The organism is Pontibacter pamirensis, assembly GCF_010015475.1.
In the GTDB taxonomy this organism is placed as follows: Bacteria; Bacteroidota; Bacteroidia; order Cytophagales; family Hymenobacteraceae; genus Pontibacter; species Pontibacter pamirensis.
The window spans coordinates 19,498-35,313 of the sequence record NZ_SSNI01000038.1 but is presented as its reverse complement, the minus strand read 5'-3'; the positions used below and the strand labels follow the sequence as shown (position 1 = coordinate 35,313).

Below are 15,816 nucleotides of genomic sequence, written 5' to 3'. Positions count from 1 at the left end.
GTTATACATTTATAAGTGCTGCAAAGATAGCGGTTCAGCTATACAAATAGTCATTTCAAACAGCAGTTGACAATCAAAAAATATGCCGCCAATTTGCCTCCAGCCTCCAAACGGTGACTTATTACATTGCGTTATGATTATAGTGTTTCAAACCATTCTGCCATTTGCTGAAGAGGTTATGAGTAGTGATGGTATAGAAGAGAAAAGCACGCTGCCTGAACGAATCAAGAACAATCTCAAGGCTTATTTCTGGTACTTATTCTGTTGTTTCGGACTGGAAGTTCGGGCGTAGCTACTATATTGCGGTTGCAGTCTACCTGTTCAAGGCAAAATGTGCTGAGAAAGTCAGGTTGCTTTTGAATATCGCACACAAACAAAGCACAAAATACTGTGACAGAAACGATTCACATCGGGAATAATGCGCTAGGAGAGCTGACGACGCTGCTTCAGAACCGCGCTTTTAATAAAGTGGTGGTATTGGTGGATGAGCATACATTGGCGCACTGCTATCCGCTGCTGAAGCCACACCTGCCTGCGCATGAGCTTATCCAGATACAGAGTGGCGAGGAGCATAAGACCCTGCAAACCTGCGAGACTATCTGGCAGCGCATGACGGAACTACACCTGGACCGCTGGTCGGTGCTGGTTAATTTAGGCGGTGGCGTGATAGGGGATGTGGGCGGCTTCTGTGCGGCTGTGTTCAAGCGCGGAATATACTTTGTGCAGGTGCCAACTACCCTGCTGGCACAGGTGGATGCGAGTGTGGGCGGCAAAACAGGCATCGACTTTCATGGTCTCAAGAACCACATTGGCGTGTACCAGGAGCCGCAGGCTGTCTTCATCAATCCTGTTTTTTTGCAGACCCTGCCCCAGCGCCAGCTAAAGTCCGGCTATGCCGAAATTATCAAGCACTGGCTGATAGCGGACAAAGAAAAATTCGAGGAACAGCGGCATATTGGTATGATGACGGATGACTGGGAAGAGTTAATCCGGCATTCTGTCGCCATTAAATCCAAAGTAGTGGAGGCAGACCCGCTGGAAGGCGGCCTGCGGAAGATATTGAACTTTGGCCACACCGTGGGCCATGCCGTGGAAACATACCTGATGAGTCAGCCAAACCGGGGAATATTGCACGGAGAAGCCATTGCCGTTGGTATGGTCTGCGAAGCTTTCCTGTCGGTGAAGAAGGAGTTGCTGTCGGAAGAAGACCTGGGTAAAGTAGAGCTTTTCCTGGAGATGGTGTATGAAAAGGTGGTCCTGAAAAGGGAAGACATAGAGCAGATAGCGGTACTGGCGCTTCAGGATAAAAAGAATTCCGGCTTTGCCATCAACTGCACCTTGTTGCGGGGGATTGGCCATGCCGTATACAACCAGCCCATCACGCTGCAAGACATCGAAGAGTCATTACGCTATTACGAATCATTATGATATCATCAAAGAACTTAACTTCTGTTACGCTGACTCACCCAACAGGCTCGCTCAACGGAAGTATAAAACTGCCTGCATCAAAGAGCGAGGCAAACCGTGCGCTTATTATTGCGGCACTGTCAGGCCAGGAGTCTGAGCTGCATAACCTTTCAGAAGCCAATGACACGCAATTGCTGCAGCGCCTCCTGAAAAGTGACGCTGAAACAATAGATGCGGAAGACGCAGGCACAGTCATGCGCTTCCTGACAGCTTACTATGCAGTCACAGGCCAGCAGAAGATACTAACCGGTACCGAACGTATGTGCCAGCGCCCCATTAAAGTGCTGGTAGAGGCGCTGAAAGAATTAGGTGCCAGCATCGAGTACCTGGGGGAGGAAGGATATCCGCCTTTGAAAATGAACGGCTTTAGCGGGAATGGCAAGCGCAATTTAAAAGTGCGCAGCGATATCAGCAGCCAGTATATATCAGCGCTGCTGATGGTGGGGCCACTCCTGCCGGATGGACTGGAACTGGAACTGGAAGGTAAGATTGGTTCCCGGCCCTACATTGAGATGACGCTTTCGCTGATGCAGCATTTTGGTGTGTCCGCTACGTTTGAGAAGAATACGATTACAGTGCCACACCAGCAGTATAAAGCATCTACTTTTCATGTAGAGTCAGACTGGTCAGCGGCTAGTTATTGGTATAGCCTGGTGGCATTGGCTAGGGAGGCAGACATTACGCTGCTTGGCCTGAGAGAAAAGTCCTTTCAGGGTGACCGTGCCATCGTGGATATTATGGATCGGCTGGGGGTTTATACTTCTTTTGTGGAGGAGGGGGTGAAGCTGTTTAAGAAGAACCCTGAACGCCATGTAGTTTATGATTTCTCCAACTGCCCGGATTTGGCGCAGACGATTGTGGCACTATGCGCAGGCCTGGGTGTAACAGTGGAGATGACAGGGCTTGAGAGCCTCCGTATAAAAGAAACAGATCGTATTCAGGCGCTGCAAATAGAGGTGTTAAGTATGAACTCCTCGCTGCAGGAAATAACGCCAGGTGTTTTCCGCCTGGAGCCGGGCATCATCACCAAAGACGAACTTAGTTTCCGCACATACCAGGACCACCGCATGGCGATGGCTTTCGCGCCGCTGGCGCTCTTGGAGCCTGTGCAGGTACAGGAACCCAGCGTGGTGCGCAAGTCATACCCACGTTTCTGGGAAGACTTGGAGAAAGTGGGATTCACAATAGAACATGAACAATAGCAGGCGGCTATACGGAGATGCGAAGCTGATTGAAGAGCAGCTCAGCCAGATGCAGCTGATGGAAGAAGCTGCCGGTGGTTGGGCTGCTGTTTACAAGCACAAAGATACCGGCGGCTTCTGGATGAAATGCTATTCTACGGCCGCCGCACAGGGAGGCGGTTATCTAATTCTGATAAAGTTACATTTGCCCACCACGGCCGAGCTTATAAAGTCAGCCGTACATTCACCCTACCAAGATGAGGCTGTAGCTGCTGTGTTCCGGTTACTGGACGAGGAGAAAGTTGAGAAGAAGGATTTCAGGCTGCAGTTGGTTGAGGCATTGGAAAAGCTGCCATTGGCAGAACTTAACTTAGAACAGCAGAAACGCATTGAGCGCGTTATTACACTATCTGGTTTAAATGAGCCAGATAACAAGCGGGAAGTGCTGCATAAAAGTGCCGCCGAAGTGCAGCAGGACGCTGACTACTTCAAAGAAATTTCTGATAGAGCAAAGGGGCTGTTAAAGCAGTTGCAGTAGATTTTAGCAAATTATACTAGCTGCGTCACAAGATACACTGCGCTAAACTTGCGACAGGAAAAAATATTATAGCTCCTGCTTTACCTCTTCCACTACCTGCTGCAGATAGGCAGGCGCATGCAACAGCCTGCTGCCGTACCAGCTGAACATCTCCCCGTCTACAATCTTAATCAATGCCTGCGGGCAAATCTCCTGAAACTCCGCTACATGCTTTTCCCTGAACGGGTATGGTTCTGAGGACAGCAGAATGAGCTTAGGGTTGGCCTGCTGCAGCTGTTTTGGTGTAATTTCAGGGTAACGCGCCAGGTCAGCGAAAGTATTCTGGAAACCGCAATGCTGCAGCATGTAGTCAATAATGTTGTGGCTGCCTACCGCCATGTAGGGTTTGCGCCAGATGAAGTAGGCCGTACTAATAAGAGCCTGAGCAGGCTGCAGGCTTTTGAAGCCTGTGCTTATTCCTTGTATCAGTTCCTGTGCTTTGGCCTCTGTGCCCGTTAGCTGCCCAACCTGCTGCATCATCCAAAGCGCATCGTCTAAGGTATAAATGTCGCTCATCCAAACCGGGTATCTCTGCTGCAATTGCCCGATGCCTTCTTTATAATTTTCTTCTTTGTTGCCGATAATCAGGTCTGGATGCAGTTTGTCAATAGCATCGAACCGAAAGTTTTTGGTGCCGCCAATAATAGCTTTCTGCTTTACCTGTGGCTTTGGATGAATGCAGAACTTGGTAAGGCCGACTATACGATTTTCTAAACCTAAGTCGAACAATAGTTCCGTCTGGGAAGGGACCAACGAGATAATGCGCTGCGGTAAGTCCGGCAGTGCAACAGTGTGGCCCATCTGGTCAATAGAAATCACTTTATAGAATGATGAATAATGAATGCTGCATTATGAATGGCGGCGGCTCTTGAAATGTTAATGAGCTGAACCTACCATGGAGTATTAGGGAGCCCACCTAAAAACTTAAGAGCCAGGGTTTATACTTCCTGAAAGTACAGGCGCCTGTATTCTTTCGTACCCCAGAAAGGCACAAAGGCTTTAAATGTTTCGCTTACTGACATGCCCACAGATTTCCGACGGATATTGATCACGATACCCAGGTGTATGACCAGCGATACAAGTATAAAGGCTGTAATGCGAGGATCATCTTTTGGGCGGCTTAGGTAGATGGCAAGAAAGATCCAAGGCAGAATGATCAAAGTCCAAAACATGTACCGGTGCATATAATCTGGTTCTATTCGCTGCTAAAAGTCAAGCTTGCTATATGTAAAAACCTCCGGACTTTCAAGGATCCGGAGGTCTCAGGTATATCTATAAAGCTTAGCTCAGGTAGCGGAAGTCCTGCTTGTCCTGTATTTTTAATACTGTCTCGTAAATCATCTTGATCACGTTGTCCACATCATCTTTATGCACGGTTTCCACTGTGGTGTGCATGTACTTCAGCGGAAGCGAGATGAGTGCGGAGGCCACCCCTGCGTTAGAATAGGCAAAGGCATCCGTATCAGTGCCGGTGGCACGTGAAACAGCTGAACGCTGGAACGGAATAGCCTTCTCTTTAGCTGTGTTGATGATAAGGTCCCGTACGTTGTTCTGCACGGCCGGACCATAGGCTATCACTGGTCCCTTGCCGCAATGAATGTCGCCGCTGGTTTTCTTTTCATACATCGGCGACTGTGTGTCGTGGGTTACGTCAGTGATGATAGCTACATCCGGCTTGATGCGGTGCGCAATCATCTCAGCGCCACGTAATCCGATTTCTTCCTGCACCGCATTCACAATGTAGAGCCCGAACGGAAGCTGGTTGTTGTTTTCCTTCAGCATGCGTGCTACCTCTGCAATCATAAAGCCACCGATTCGGTTATCCAGGGCGCGGCCCACGTAGTAGCGGTCGTTCATTACCATAAACTCATCCTCGAAGGTGGCAACGCAGCCCACATGGATGCCCATCTCTTCTACTTCCTCACGGTTTTTGGCGCCACAGTCCAGGAACACAGTTTCAAGGGTTGGGGCTTTATCGTTTTCCACCTTGCGCACATGAATAGCAGGCCAACCAAAAACTGCTTTTACAATTCCTTTGGAGGTATAGATGTTCACGCGTTTCGATGGCGCTATCAGGGCATCGGAGCCACCGTTACGCTTCAGGTAAATGTAGCCCTCTGCTGTAATGTAGTTCACGAACCAGGAAATTTCATCGGCATGCGCCTCTATAACAACTTTGTATTCCGCCTCCGGATTAATAACACCCACCACAGTGCCGTAGGTGTCTGTAAAGTAACTGTCGATGTATGGTTTTACATACTCCAGCCACAGTTTTTGCCCCTCCGCCTCAAAGCCGGTAGGAGAGGAGTTGTTCAGGTACTTCTGTAAAAAGTCAAAAGATTCTTGTCGCATAGGTGTCGGTTAGCAGTTTAGGTTGTCAGTAAACAGAAAAATAAACATATATGTACGTACATTTTCTGATTTTTCCTGTAAAATCAGGAATTTTAAAGCGGAATGTTGCCGTGCTTCTTTCTAGGCAGGGTAACTGCTTTGTTCTCGAGCATTTTAAAAGCCTTGATTAATTTGGAGCGCGTATCTGCAGGCATAATCACTTCGTCTATAAAGCCACGATGGGCGGCACGATAAGGCGTTGCGAACTTCTCTTTATATTCCTCTACTTTTTCAGCCAACTTTGCCTTCGGGTCTTCGGCTGCGGCAATCTCACGTTTAAAAATGATTTCAGCTGCACCCTGTGCACCCATCACGGCAATCTCAGCCGTTGGCCAGGCAAAGTTCATGTCGGCGCCAATGTGCTTAGAGTTCATCACATCGTAAGCACCGCCATAGGCTTTGCGCGTGATAACCGTAATGCGTGGAACAGTAGCCTCACAGAAAGCATAAAGCAGCTTTGCTCCGTTAGTAATAATGCCGCGCCACTCCTGGTCGGTGCCCGGCATAAAGCCCGGTACATCTTCCAGCACCAGCAGGGGCACATTAAAGGAATCGCAGAAACGCACGAAGCGCGCTGCCTTGGTGCTGGCGTTTATATCCAGCACACCGGCCAGCACGGCGGGTTGGTTGCCCACAATACCAATGCTGCGGCCAGCTAAACGCGCAAAACCAACGACAATGTTCTCGCCGAAGTTTTTATGTACTTCAAAGAAAGTGTCTTCATCAATAATTCCTTCAATCACTTCACGTATATCGTAAGGCTGATTCGGATTTTCAGGAATGATGGTATTGAGTACTTCTCTTGTCTCGTCGCCTGAAGTTTTGTAAGGCAGGGAAGGCGGGAGGTCTTCGCAGTTTTGCGGGATATAGGAAAGCAGCTTCTTGATATGCTGAATACACTCTGCTTCGTTTAAACAAGAAAAATGCGTGACGCCGCTTTTGGTGCTGTGGGTGCTGGCACCACCAAGCTCCTCAGAAGTAACTTCCTCATGTGTTACCGTTTTCACCACATTCGGGCCAGTCACAAACATGTAAGAGGTATCCTGCACCATCATAATGAAATCAGTGATTGCCGGAGAATAAACCGCACCACCCGCACAGGGGCCCATTATGGCAGAAATCTGCGGGATAACGCCGGAAGCCAGTGTGTTGCGGTAGAAAATATCGGCATAACCACCCAGCGATACCACACCTTCCTGTATCCGGGCTCCGCCGGAATCATTCAGGCCTATTACAGGAGCGCCGTTATTCATGGCAAGCTCCATTATTTTAACGATTTTCTCAGCGTGTGTCTCTGAAAGCGAGCCGCCCAACACAGTAAAATCCTGGGAAAAAACATATACAGGGCGCCCGTTGATGGTACCATATCCTGTTACCACACCATCGCCAAGGTAGTATTGTTTGTCTAGGCCAAAATCTTTGGAGCGGTGCATTACAAACTTGCCAATTTCTTCGAAGGAGTTCTCGTCAAGGAGCAGGTGAATGCGCTCGCGTGCTGTCAGTTTCCCTTTTTTATGCTGTGCATCTATTCGGTCTTGTCCGCCGCCAAGTTGTGACTCGGCATTTTTGCGCTCCAGCGTATTTATCTGGCTTTGCCTGATTTCTCCTGCCATGTATAAATGTTATAAGATGTATATATTACTAAATTATTATCTTTCAAATTTAAAAACTCTGGAGCTAAATCCTGTACAGTTGTATGATTTTTTCAATATATGTCTTTTTGAATATTAAGCAACGTGTAAATGAGGAAAAAAATAAGGGCTGCCTATGCAGGCAGCCCTTATCAAAGTATTTAAAGAGAATTACTCAGTATCTTTTGATTTGTCCGGGTCAGAAGACTTGTTGGGCTCTGTTGGCTCAGTTTCCTCTTCCCCGTCATTAGCCATTTTGGCTTTTCTGCCGGTGCTCTTCTTAGAGACGAAAGTCAGCTTCTCGTCGCCTTCCTTGTGGTCTACCATGATAACATCGCCCTGGTTTACCTCAGCCTTCAGAATCTCTTCTGCAATCGGGTCTTCAATGTACTTCTGAATAGCACGGTTCAATGGGCGGGCACCATACTTCGGATCATACCCTTTCTCAGCTACAAAGTCTTTTGCCGCTTTGGAAAGCTCGATAGTATAGCCTAAAGCTTCCACACGAGTAAATAGCTTGCTAAGAGACAACTCGATGATTTTGTGCATGTCTTCACGGTTAAGTGAGTTGAACACAATTACATCGTCCAGGCGGTTCAGGAACTCCGGAGAGAATGTTTTCTTCAATGCGCTGGCTATAGTGCTCTGCATAATATCGTCCACATTCTCCTGCTTGCTCTTGGACATAAAACCAATACCGGCTCCAAAATCCTGTAAGTCGCGGGCACCAATGTTCGATGTCATGATGATGATCGTGTTACGGAAGTCAACCTTACGGCCCAATCCGTCTGTCAGAATACCATCATCCAGCACCTGTAACAACAGGTTATATACATCCGGGTGTGCTTTCTCAATCTCATCCAGCAGTACTACAGAGTATGGCTTGCGGCGGATTTTCTCCGTCAGCTGGCCACCTTCTTCGTAGCCCACGTATCCTGGAGGCGCTCCCACTAATCGGGATACGCTGAATTTCTCCATGTACTCACTCATGTCGATACGCACTAACGCATCTTCTTTATCGAACAGGTAAGTAGCCAGCACTTTGGCAAGTTCTGTTTTACCAACACCTGTCGGACCTAAGAACACAAAGGAACCTATTGGCTTCTTCGGGTCTTTGAGACCCACACGCGTACGCTGGATGGCTTTCACCAACTGGCCAATCGCTTTGTCCTGGCCAATCACTTTGCCTTTCAGCTCTTCGCCCATGTTCAGAAGCTTCACACCTTCTTTCTGTGCGATACGCTTCACAGGAATACCTGTCATCATGGCAATGACTTCTGCCACATTTTCCTCTTTTACTGTATAGCGTCTTTTCTTGGTCTCTTCTTCCCAGCTTTTCTTTGCAGATTCCAGCTGGTCGATGAGTTTCTTCTCCTTATCACGCAGTTGGGCAGCCTCTTCGTATTTCTGGCTCTTCACCACACGGTTTTTCTCTACCTTGATGTTCTCAATCTGCTCTTCGAGCTTCAGGATATCATCCGGTACAATGATGTTGTTGATGTGAACACGCGCACCAGCCTCATCCAGAATATCGATGGCCTTGTCTGGAAGGAAGCGGTCGCTCATGTAGCGGTCGCTCAGCTTTACACAGGCTTCAATTGCCTTGTCAGTATAATTTACGTGGTGGTGATCCTGATACTTGTCCTTGATGTTGTTCAGGATCTCGATAGTTTCCTCTGGCGTGGTAGGGTCTACCATCACAATCTGGAAACGACGGGCCAAAGCACCATCTTTCTCGATGTACTGGCGGTACTCATCCAGGGTAGTCGCACCGATGCATTGAATCTCGCCACGGGCAAGCGCAGGCTTGAACATGTTGGAGGCGTCCAGGGAACCGGAGGCGCCACCGGCACCCACAATCGTATGCAGCTCATCAATGAACAGAATCACGTCCGGAGACTTCTCCAACTCGTTCATCACCGCCTTCATACGCTCCTCAAACTGGCCACGGTATTTTGTGCCGGCTACCAAAGAGGCAAGGTCCAAGGTTACCACACGCTTGTTAAACAGCACACGGCTTACCTTTTTCTGGATAATGCGCAGGGCAAGGCCTTCTGCAATAGCTGTTTTACCAACGCCAGGCTCACCAATCAGGATCGGGTTATTTTTCTTACGGCGGCTCAGTACCTGTGCCACGCGCTCAATTTCTTTTTCACGACCAACTATCGGGTCCAGTTTGTCATCCTCGGCCAGTTTGGTAAGGTCACGGCCAAAGTTATCGAGCACAGGTGTGCGCGATTTTTCGCCGGCTTTCTTACTTGTGCTGCCTGAGCGTGAAGACGAGCTGCCAAATAACTTGTCAGAATCATCAGAATCGTCAGTGTCTGACGACGCAAGCGGATTATTGCTATGATAATCCAGTGAATCTCTTATTGCTTCGTAGTTCACGTTGAATTTCGCTAAAATTTGAGAAGATATATTGTCTTCATCCCGAAGGATGGATAATAAGAGGTGCTCTGTGCCAATAATATCACTCTTGAAGATCTTTGCCTCCAGGTAAGTAATTTTAAGCACCTTCTCGGTCTGCTTTGTGAGCGGGATACTGCCGGTAATGTTGCTGCTCTGGGTTGCTGTATTTCGTGTAGCCTGCTCTAAAGCGTACTTTAATTCATCTATCGAAACGCCAAGCTTCTTAAGCAGGGCAATGGCGGTGCCTTCTCCTTCCCGAATCATGCCCAGTACCAGATGCTCGGTACCGATATAGTCATGACCGAGCCGAATCGCTTCCTCACGGCTGAGCGAGATAACCTCTTTTACTCGGTTTGAGAATTTTGCTTCCATGTATACTATACTCCGTGTAATCTTTAAAATCTGAATAATTGTAACTGATTGAGGCTAACAGGAGAAGCCTACTTTTTAACAAGCCGTGCCATGTAAATGTTCAGTTTGTTGGCCCTTTTACTGTAGGTAAGCAAGTGACGCGGGCCCCTGTGTAAACAACAAGTCAATTATACTAAGCTCTGATGCAAATTGTTTGCCAAATACTTGTGTATAGGGTTTTACGTGCAAATTGTCAGGATAGATTTTAGGATGTAGTCTATTTCTTAAATCCAATACGTTATTGGCATGCTCCGACTGGTAAGCTTCCGTAAAAATTAGTGGCTTGTTCAGTTTTAGTAATTTAAGATAAAGCCGCAACAATTCTACATTAAGCTGAAATAAATATTTTGGCTGCCGTTCATACACCTCCCGAATGTAGTCGCTATAGAACTCAAAATAGGGTGCCCGGCCATAGGCAGCCTGTATGGTGCGCCAGTGCACGTTGTACCATTTCTGGCTGTAGTCTATTTCAATGTCTGAAATCAGCGTCTTGTTTTTGCTGCTGCCCCGAATTACCGGAACGCTCAGCGGCTGTACACCCTGCGCTGTGAGCACATGGCAGCGGTTACGGTAACTTTGTTTTATATAATTTTCGTGCCGTTCCAGCATCAGACTTTCTGAGCGGATTGCGTACCAGAAATAAGTTATCGGCGGGTTGTAGTGGGCTTCAGTAAGGAGAACCAATTTAAGTTAGAAAATTAAAGAGTTAGGCTTGTGCTGCTGAGGTATCTATATAAACTGTTGTTCTTTGTATTCATATCATGATACGTGTGTCGTGATACCTGCTACGTATTTGCTTCACTGCTAAAGTAGCACGAAATATCTGATTTCATAATCAGAAAGCACGTTGTACCTTTGTGGTGGCTTGCTGCATATGAATAAAGATCCTAACATACCGCCGCTGTATTACCCGCTCTGGTTTTTCCTGAAAGGCCTGTCTCTGCTTCCGCTACCTGTGCTGTACGTGCTGGCTGATTTTCTGTATTTCGTGGTGTACTACCTCATTGGCTACCGTAAAAAGGTGGTGCTCCAAAACTTACGCAGTGCTTTTCCGGAGAAAAGTGAAAGAGAGATACAGCGGATAGCAAAAAACTTTTACAGGCAGTTTGCGGATGTGGTGGTAGAGATTCTGAGACTACATTCAATGCGTCCCGAGGAGATGAGGCGGCGGATTACCTTCACAAATCAGCAGTTGCTGGACGATCTTGTAAAGCAAGGGACACCCGTTATCACCATGGGATCTCATGCGGCCAACTGGGAGTGGATACTTCCGGCAGGCGCGGTTCAATTTAGTTTTCCTACCAACGGTATCTATAAATCGCTGAACAACCCTTTCTTCGAAGCATACATGCTGCATACCCGCAGTCAGTTGGGTACCCGCCTGATAGAGATGAAAGAGACCAGCCGCGATTTTGTCAGAAACAGGAAGGTGCCCCGTGTCGTTGCTATGTTGTCGGACCAGACGCCTATGAAGAACGAGATCCAGTACTGGACAACTTTCCTGCACCAGGACACTCCATTTTATGTGGGTGCAGAGAAACTCTCTAACATGTTTGGCTACCCCGTGCTTTACCTGGATGTGCAGCGCACCAGCCGCGGCCACTATACCCTTACGTTTGAAACCATAACAGACGGCACGCTGGCAAAACCAGCTGCGGAAGATCAATACCCAATAACTGAACTATTCGCTAAAAAGCTGGAATCCACTATCCGCCGCAGCCCCGCCGATTACCTCTGGACCCACAAACGCTGGAAACATAAGCGCCCGGAGGGCGAGAGTTTGGGAGTTTAGGAGTTAGAGAGTTTGGAGTTAGAAGTATATATACTCCTCTCTTAAATTATAAACAACTTTCTAACTCTTTAACTCCTAAACTCTCTAACTCACAAAAACTGTTCTATATCGCCTGAGCCTTCTCTGAGTACTTCAAAGTTGTTGGTGACGTCTACTACGGTAGAGGCCATGTTTTTGCCAGGACCACCGTCTATCACGGCATCTACTAAGTTCTTGTACTTCTCATATATAAGCTCGGGATCAGTACTGTACTCGAGCACTTCATCGTCATCCCGGACAGAGGTGGAGAGAATGGGGTTACCCAGTTCCTTTACCAACTGCAGCGCAATTTTATTATCGGGCACACGAATACCAACTGTTTTTTTTGTGCCTGCATATTTTGGTACACGGCTGCTGGCATCTAGCACAAATGTGAACGGCCCCGGCAAGGCTTTCTTCATTACCTTATAGGTAGGCGTGTCGATTTTGGCATAGTCGGAAATATGGGTGAGGTCGGAGCAGATGAAAGAAAGATTCGCCTTGTCTGGTTTTATGCCCTTGATCAGGCAGACACGCTCCACTGCACGGGCATTGTGTATATCGCAGCCCAAGCCGTAGATGGTATCTGTAGGATAAATGATAACACCGCCGTTCCGAAGAATCTCAACAGCTTCCAAAATCTTGCGCTGCTGGGGCGTTTCGGGGTGTATCTGTAGGAAAGATGCGTTGCTCATAGTATGGTTGGTGAATTGTAGATGGATTTTCCCTGTTGATAAGTTTAACAGGCTTAATTAACATACTTATTTACTCTTGCCAGCGTTTCATGGTTTGCTGCTGAGGCCCCTGCAGATTGGTGAGTAGCCGTACAAACTACGTTTCCCAGTGTTAAGTGAACCTGTATGTTGAAAGTGATATGGCACTGGATCGATGGGTTTATTAAGTTTTTAGTGCCAGCCTCACCCATTTCAGGCCGTGTTTTTGTGCGATGAAGAGCAGTGAATGCAAAAGCTACAGCCAGGGGAGGAGGATAAGGAACAACAGCCTGTTAGATAGATGACTTACTAAATCATTAGCCTAAAATTATCAGGATAAGGAAGATTAGTAGTAATTTTGCACTTGAGTATGAACGGGTGCGGAACCTTAGTCCCTGTTTCAGGCCTTTTACCATGACCAAAGGCCAGTAAATGAGTAATTCAATAGCAAGAAGAGACAAGAAGTGAATAAACCAATAGCAAGAAGAAAGAAGAAACAGAAGAGCATGCTGGTGCCCGGCCTGATTGTGCTGCTCCTGTTCCTGTTCGTGAGCTTCTCTTATTACGCGTACCAGATTGTGTACACCGCAAACGTAGACACGAAGAACCGCGAGACATATGTGCTCATTCCGACCGGAGCCACTTACGAGGAGGCAATGGACTCCATAGAGGCCACCGGCGTGATTATCGACAAGCTGTCGTTGCGCTTTATGTCGAAACTGATGGACTATAATGAGTTGGTGAAGCCAGGGCGTTACGAGCTGGAACATGGCTGGAGCAACCGCCAGTTAATTGGTGTGTTGCGCCTCGGGCAGCAAACACCGCTCAACCTGACCTTTGCCAACATCCGCCTGCGTAACCAACTTGCTGAAAAGCTGGCCGCTAACGTGGAGGCCAGCGAAGAGGAGGTAGACAGCCTGCTGAACAATGAGGCATATCTTGCCTCGCTTGGCTTCGACACCACGAACATCGTCAGCATGTTTATCCCGAACACCTACGAAGTATATTGGACCACCACAGCGCCCGCACTGCTGGAGCGCATGAAAACGGAGTATGACAAATTCTGGACACCAGAGCGCAAGGCAAAAGCCGATAAGATGGGGCTTTCGCAGCAGGAGGTGTCTACACTGGCCTCTATTGTACAGGCCGAAACGCTGAAGAGCGATGAAAAGCCAAGGGTGGCAGGGGTATACCTGAACCGCCTGGACAAGGGCATGCTGTTGCAAGCAGACCCAACTGTGGTGTTCGCCGTGCGCGACTTCACCATCCGCCGCGTACTGAACGTGCACCTAGCTCATGACTCGCCTTACAATACCTATAAATACAAAGGTTTGCCTCCGGGGCCTATCAACGTGCCGAACATCTCCAGCATAGATGCAGTGCTCAACCCGGAACAGCATAATTACCTTTATTTCTGTGCAAAGGAGGATTTCTCCGGATACCATGCCTTTGCCACTACAGTGTCTGAGCACCAGGCCAATGCGCGCCGTTTCCACCGCGCCCTGAACGAGCGCAATATCCTGAAGTAATTTTTTGATTTGATGGTTTAATTGTTATACGTGTAGTGCTTTTTGATTTTGGTTCGGGTTCATCACACCGGGATTATAGATGCCAACATGAATCAGGTATAAACTAGATAATTCATCTCAACCATTCAGTAGTCGTAGTTTAGCAATCAAACAATTTAATTATTCAACAATTTAAAAAGAATGTTTGAATCAGAAGTACAGATACGGGTGCGCTATGCCGAGACCGACCAGATGGGCTATGTCTACTATGGTAACTATGCCGCCTACTATGAGGTAGCGCGTACTGAAGTTTTCAGAAGGTTGGGCATTGAGTACAAGGAGATGGAAGCAACCGGTACAATGATGCCGGTGCTGGAACTGAAATGCAAGTACATTCGCCCGGCTAAGTACGATGACAGGCTCACCATCAAGCTTCTGTTGAAGAATAAGCCTTCTGGGTCGCGCATACTTTTTGAGTATGAAGTATATAATGAGGAGGGAATCATGTTAAATGTGGGTGAAACCACTATGGTTTTCGTAGACATGAAAACAGGCAGGCCCACAGCGGTACCTGACCTGATACACCAGAAAATGGACCGTTACTTTAGTGAATGAGGTTAAACCAGCAATATCTGAAACGCCGCAGGGCGTACCGCAAGTTCATCGTTTTCCTGAAGCGCTGGCGTTTTAACAACGGCCGATCTTCAGTGTATGACGTAGCAGACGTGCTTCTGGGAGAACTTCGCTTGGACTCGATCACGAAGCGGGCGTCTTACATGGCGTTTAACTTTACGCTGGCCATTTTCCCAAGCATCATCTTCCTTTTCACGCTCATCCCTTACATTCCTAGTGTGCTGTCTCTTGACCTAAGCGAGAGTATCCTCAACTTTATAGCGGATTTTATGCCAGAGGAGATGTATGCCGTTGCTTATTCCACCATTGAGGATATCGTAAACAAACCACGCGGCGGCTTGCTCTCGTTCGGTTTCCTGTTTGCACTGGTCCTCTCTACCAATGGCATTATGTCTTTAATGGATGCCTTTGATAAGAAGTACCATACCTTTTATAAGCGCAGGTACATGAAGAAACGGCTAATAGCCACAGCGCTTACGGTGGTGCTGGCCTTCATCCTGTTTACGGCGGTAGCCACTATTTTCTTCGGGCAATGGATACTGGATGTGCTGGTTTTTTATGAGGTGGTAACGGAAAGTTATACCTATACCTTGCTGGTGATACTGAAATATATCGCCATTGTGCTGCTTTTCCTGCTCGCAACATCGCTCATCTACTACTTTGTACCTGCCATTGAGGATAAATGGCCTTTCTTCTCTGCTGGTGCGGTAGTGGCCACAGGGCTTATTTTCCTGGTGTCGATGATCTTCTCCTTTTACATCAGCGCCTTCGATAGCTACAATAAATTCTATGGCTCTATCGGGGCTCTTATCGGTTTGATGATCTGGCTTGACTTCGTATCTATGATTCTCATACTCGGCTTTGAGATTAATGTGAGCATTGACACTGTTACAAAGCGCCTGGTACGGAAAAGGGCAACCGCCGGGGTTCGTACAGCTAAAGCCTGATGCAGCCATAGGTATTCTGATCTTCTATTGTGGCAGCAGATGTAATATATTTCTTTTAGATAAGAACAAATTCTGGCTTCACAGTCAGGAGTTTACATTTTAAGTGCCGGAGATGCTGAAAAATTTCATCGTATAGTT

General features: G+C 47.5%; 14 protein-coding genes. 7 read left to right on the top strand and 7 right to left on the bottom strand.

Annotation, left to right across the window (positions count from 1 at the left end):
- Positions 1 to 390 precede the first annotated feature (390 nt).
- The 3 genes from aroB to E1919_RS22180 are packed head-to-tail and all read left to right on the top strand — an operon-like array spanning position 391 to position 3,186.
- Entirely contained in the window at positions 391 to 1,428 is a 1,038-nt protein-coding gene (gene aroB / locus E1919_RS22190; protein ID WP_162055603.1) for a 3-dehydroquinate synthase, read from the top strand.
- A complete protein-coding gene (locus E1919_RS22185) occupies positions 1,425 to 2,669 on the top strand; it encodes a 3-phosphoshikimate 1-carboxyvinyltransferase (protein ID WP_162055602.1) in 1,245 nt (414 codons plus the stop codon). The genes aroB and E1919_RS22185 overlap by 4 nt, the downstream gene beginning before the upstream one ends.
- Entirely contained in the window at positions 2,659 to 3,186 is a 528-nt protein-coding gene (locus E1919_RS22180; RefSeq protein ID WP_162055601.1) for a hypothetical protein, read from the top strand. Before E1919_RS22185 ends, E1919_RS22180 begins: the two co-directional genes overlap by 11 nt.
- A gap of 66 nt (positions 3,187 to 3,252) precedes the next feature.
- Here the strand turns inward: E1919_RS22180 and E1919_RS22175 are convergent, their stop codons facing one another.
- The 6 genes from E1919_RS22175 to E1919_RS22150 all read right to left on the bottom strand — a co-directional run bounded on the left by E1919_RS22175 (position 3,253) and on the right by E1919_RS22150 (position 10,751).
- Positions 3,253 to 4,026 (bottom strand): ABC transporter substrate-binding protein, encoded by a 774-nt coding sequence (locus E1919_RS22175; protein WP_162055626.1) that lies wholly within the window; start codon positions 4,024 to 4,026, stop codon positions 3,253 to 3,255.
- Positions 4,027 to 4,163: 137 nt separating this feature from the next.
- Entirely contained in the window at positions 4,164 to 4,397 is a 234-nt protein-coding gene (locus E1919_RS22170; RefSeq protein ID WP_162055600.1) for a hypothetical protein, read from the bottom strand.
- Positions 4,398 to 4,506: 109 nt separating this feature from the next.
- Positions 4,507 to 5,577, bottom strand: coding sequence for a M42 family metallopeptidase (locus tag E1919_RS22165; protein ID WP_162055599.1), 1,071 nt, complete (start codon positions 5,575 to 5,577; stop codon positions 4,507 to 4,509).
- Positions 5,578 to 5,669: 92 nt separating this feature from the next.
- Positions 5,670 to 7,229: an acyl-CoA carboxylase subunit beta gene (locus tag E1919_RS22160; protein ID WP_162055598.1), complete on the bottom strand. Its 1,560-nt coding sequence runs from the start codon at positions 7,227 to 7,229 to the stop codon at positions 5,670 to 5,672.
- Positions 7,230 to 7,418: 189 nt separating this feature from the next.
- Positions 7,419 to 10,028: an ATP-dependent Clp protease ATP-binding subunit gene (locus tag E1919_RS22155; RefSeq protein WP_162055597.1), complete on the bottom strand. Its 2,610-nt coding sequence runs from the start codon at positions 10,026 to 10,028 to the stop codon at positions 7,419 to 7,421.
- Between the two features lie 117 nt (positions 10,029 to 10,145).
- Positions 10,146 to 10,751 carry a WbqC family protein gene (locus E1919_RS22150; protein ID WP_162055596.1) on the bottom strand — a complete coding sequence of 202 codons (606 nt, stop codon included), beginning with the start codon at positions 10,749 to 10,751 and terminating at the stop codon, positions 10,146 to 10,148.
- A 190-nt stretch (positions 10,752 to 10,941) separates the two neighbouring features.
- Between E1919_RS22150 and E1919_RS22145 the strand changes: the two genes are divergently transcribed.
- A complete protein-coding gene (locus tag E1919_RS22145; RefSeq protein ID WP_162055595.1) occupies positions 10,942 to 11,859 on the top strand; it encodes a lysophospholipid acyltransferase family protein in 918 nt (305 codons plus the stop codon).
- An 89-nt stretch (positions 11,860 to 11,948) separates the two neighbouring features.
- Here E1919_RS22145 and E1919_RS22140 read toward each other — a convergent pair whose 3' ends face one another.
- Positions 11,949 to 12,572 carry an L-threonylcarbamoyladenylate synthase gene (locus E1919_RS22140; RefSeq protein WP_162055594.1) on the bottom strand — a complete coding sequence of 208 codons (624 nt, stop codon included), beginning with the start codon at positions 12,570 to 12,572 and terminating at the stop codon, positions 11,949 to 11,951.
- A 524-nt stretch (positions 12,573 to 13,096) separates the two neighbouring features.
- On the opposite strand from E1919_RS22140, the gene mltG reads away from it, so the two are divergent.
- The 3 genes from mltG to E1919_RS22125 all read left to right on the top strand — a co-directional run bounded on the left by mltG (position 13,097) and on the right by E1919_RS22125 (position 15,678).
- Entirely contained in the window at positions 13,097 to 14,119 is a 1,023-nt protein-coding gene (mltG, locus tag E1919_RS22135) for an endolytic transglycosylase MltG (protein WP_162055625.1), read from the top strand.
- 180 nt (positions 14,120 to 14,299) lie between these two features.
- Positions 14,300 to 14,713, top strand: coding sequence for an acyl-CoA thioesterase (locus E1919_RS22130; protein WP_162055593.1), 414 nt, complete (start codon positions 14,300 to 14,302; stop codon positions 14,711 to 14,713).
- Positions 14,710 to 15,678 (top strand): YihY/virulence factor BrkB family protein, encoded by a 969-nt coding sequence (locus E1919_RS22125; protein WP_162055592.1) that lies wholly within the window; start codon positions 14,710 to 14,712, stop codon positions 15,676 to 15,678. Before E1919_RS22130 ends, E1919_RS22125 begins: the two co-directional genes overlap by 4 nt.
- The last annotated feature ends 138 nt before the right edge of the window (positions 15,679 to 15,816 follow it).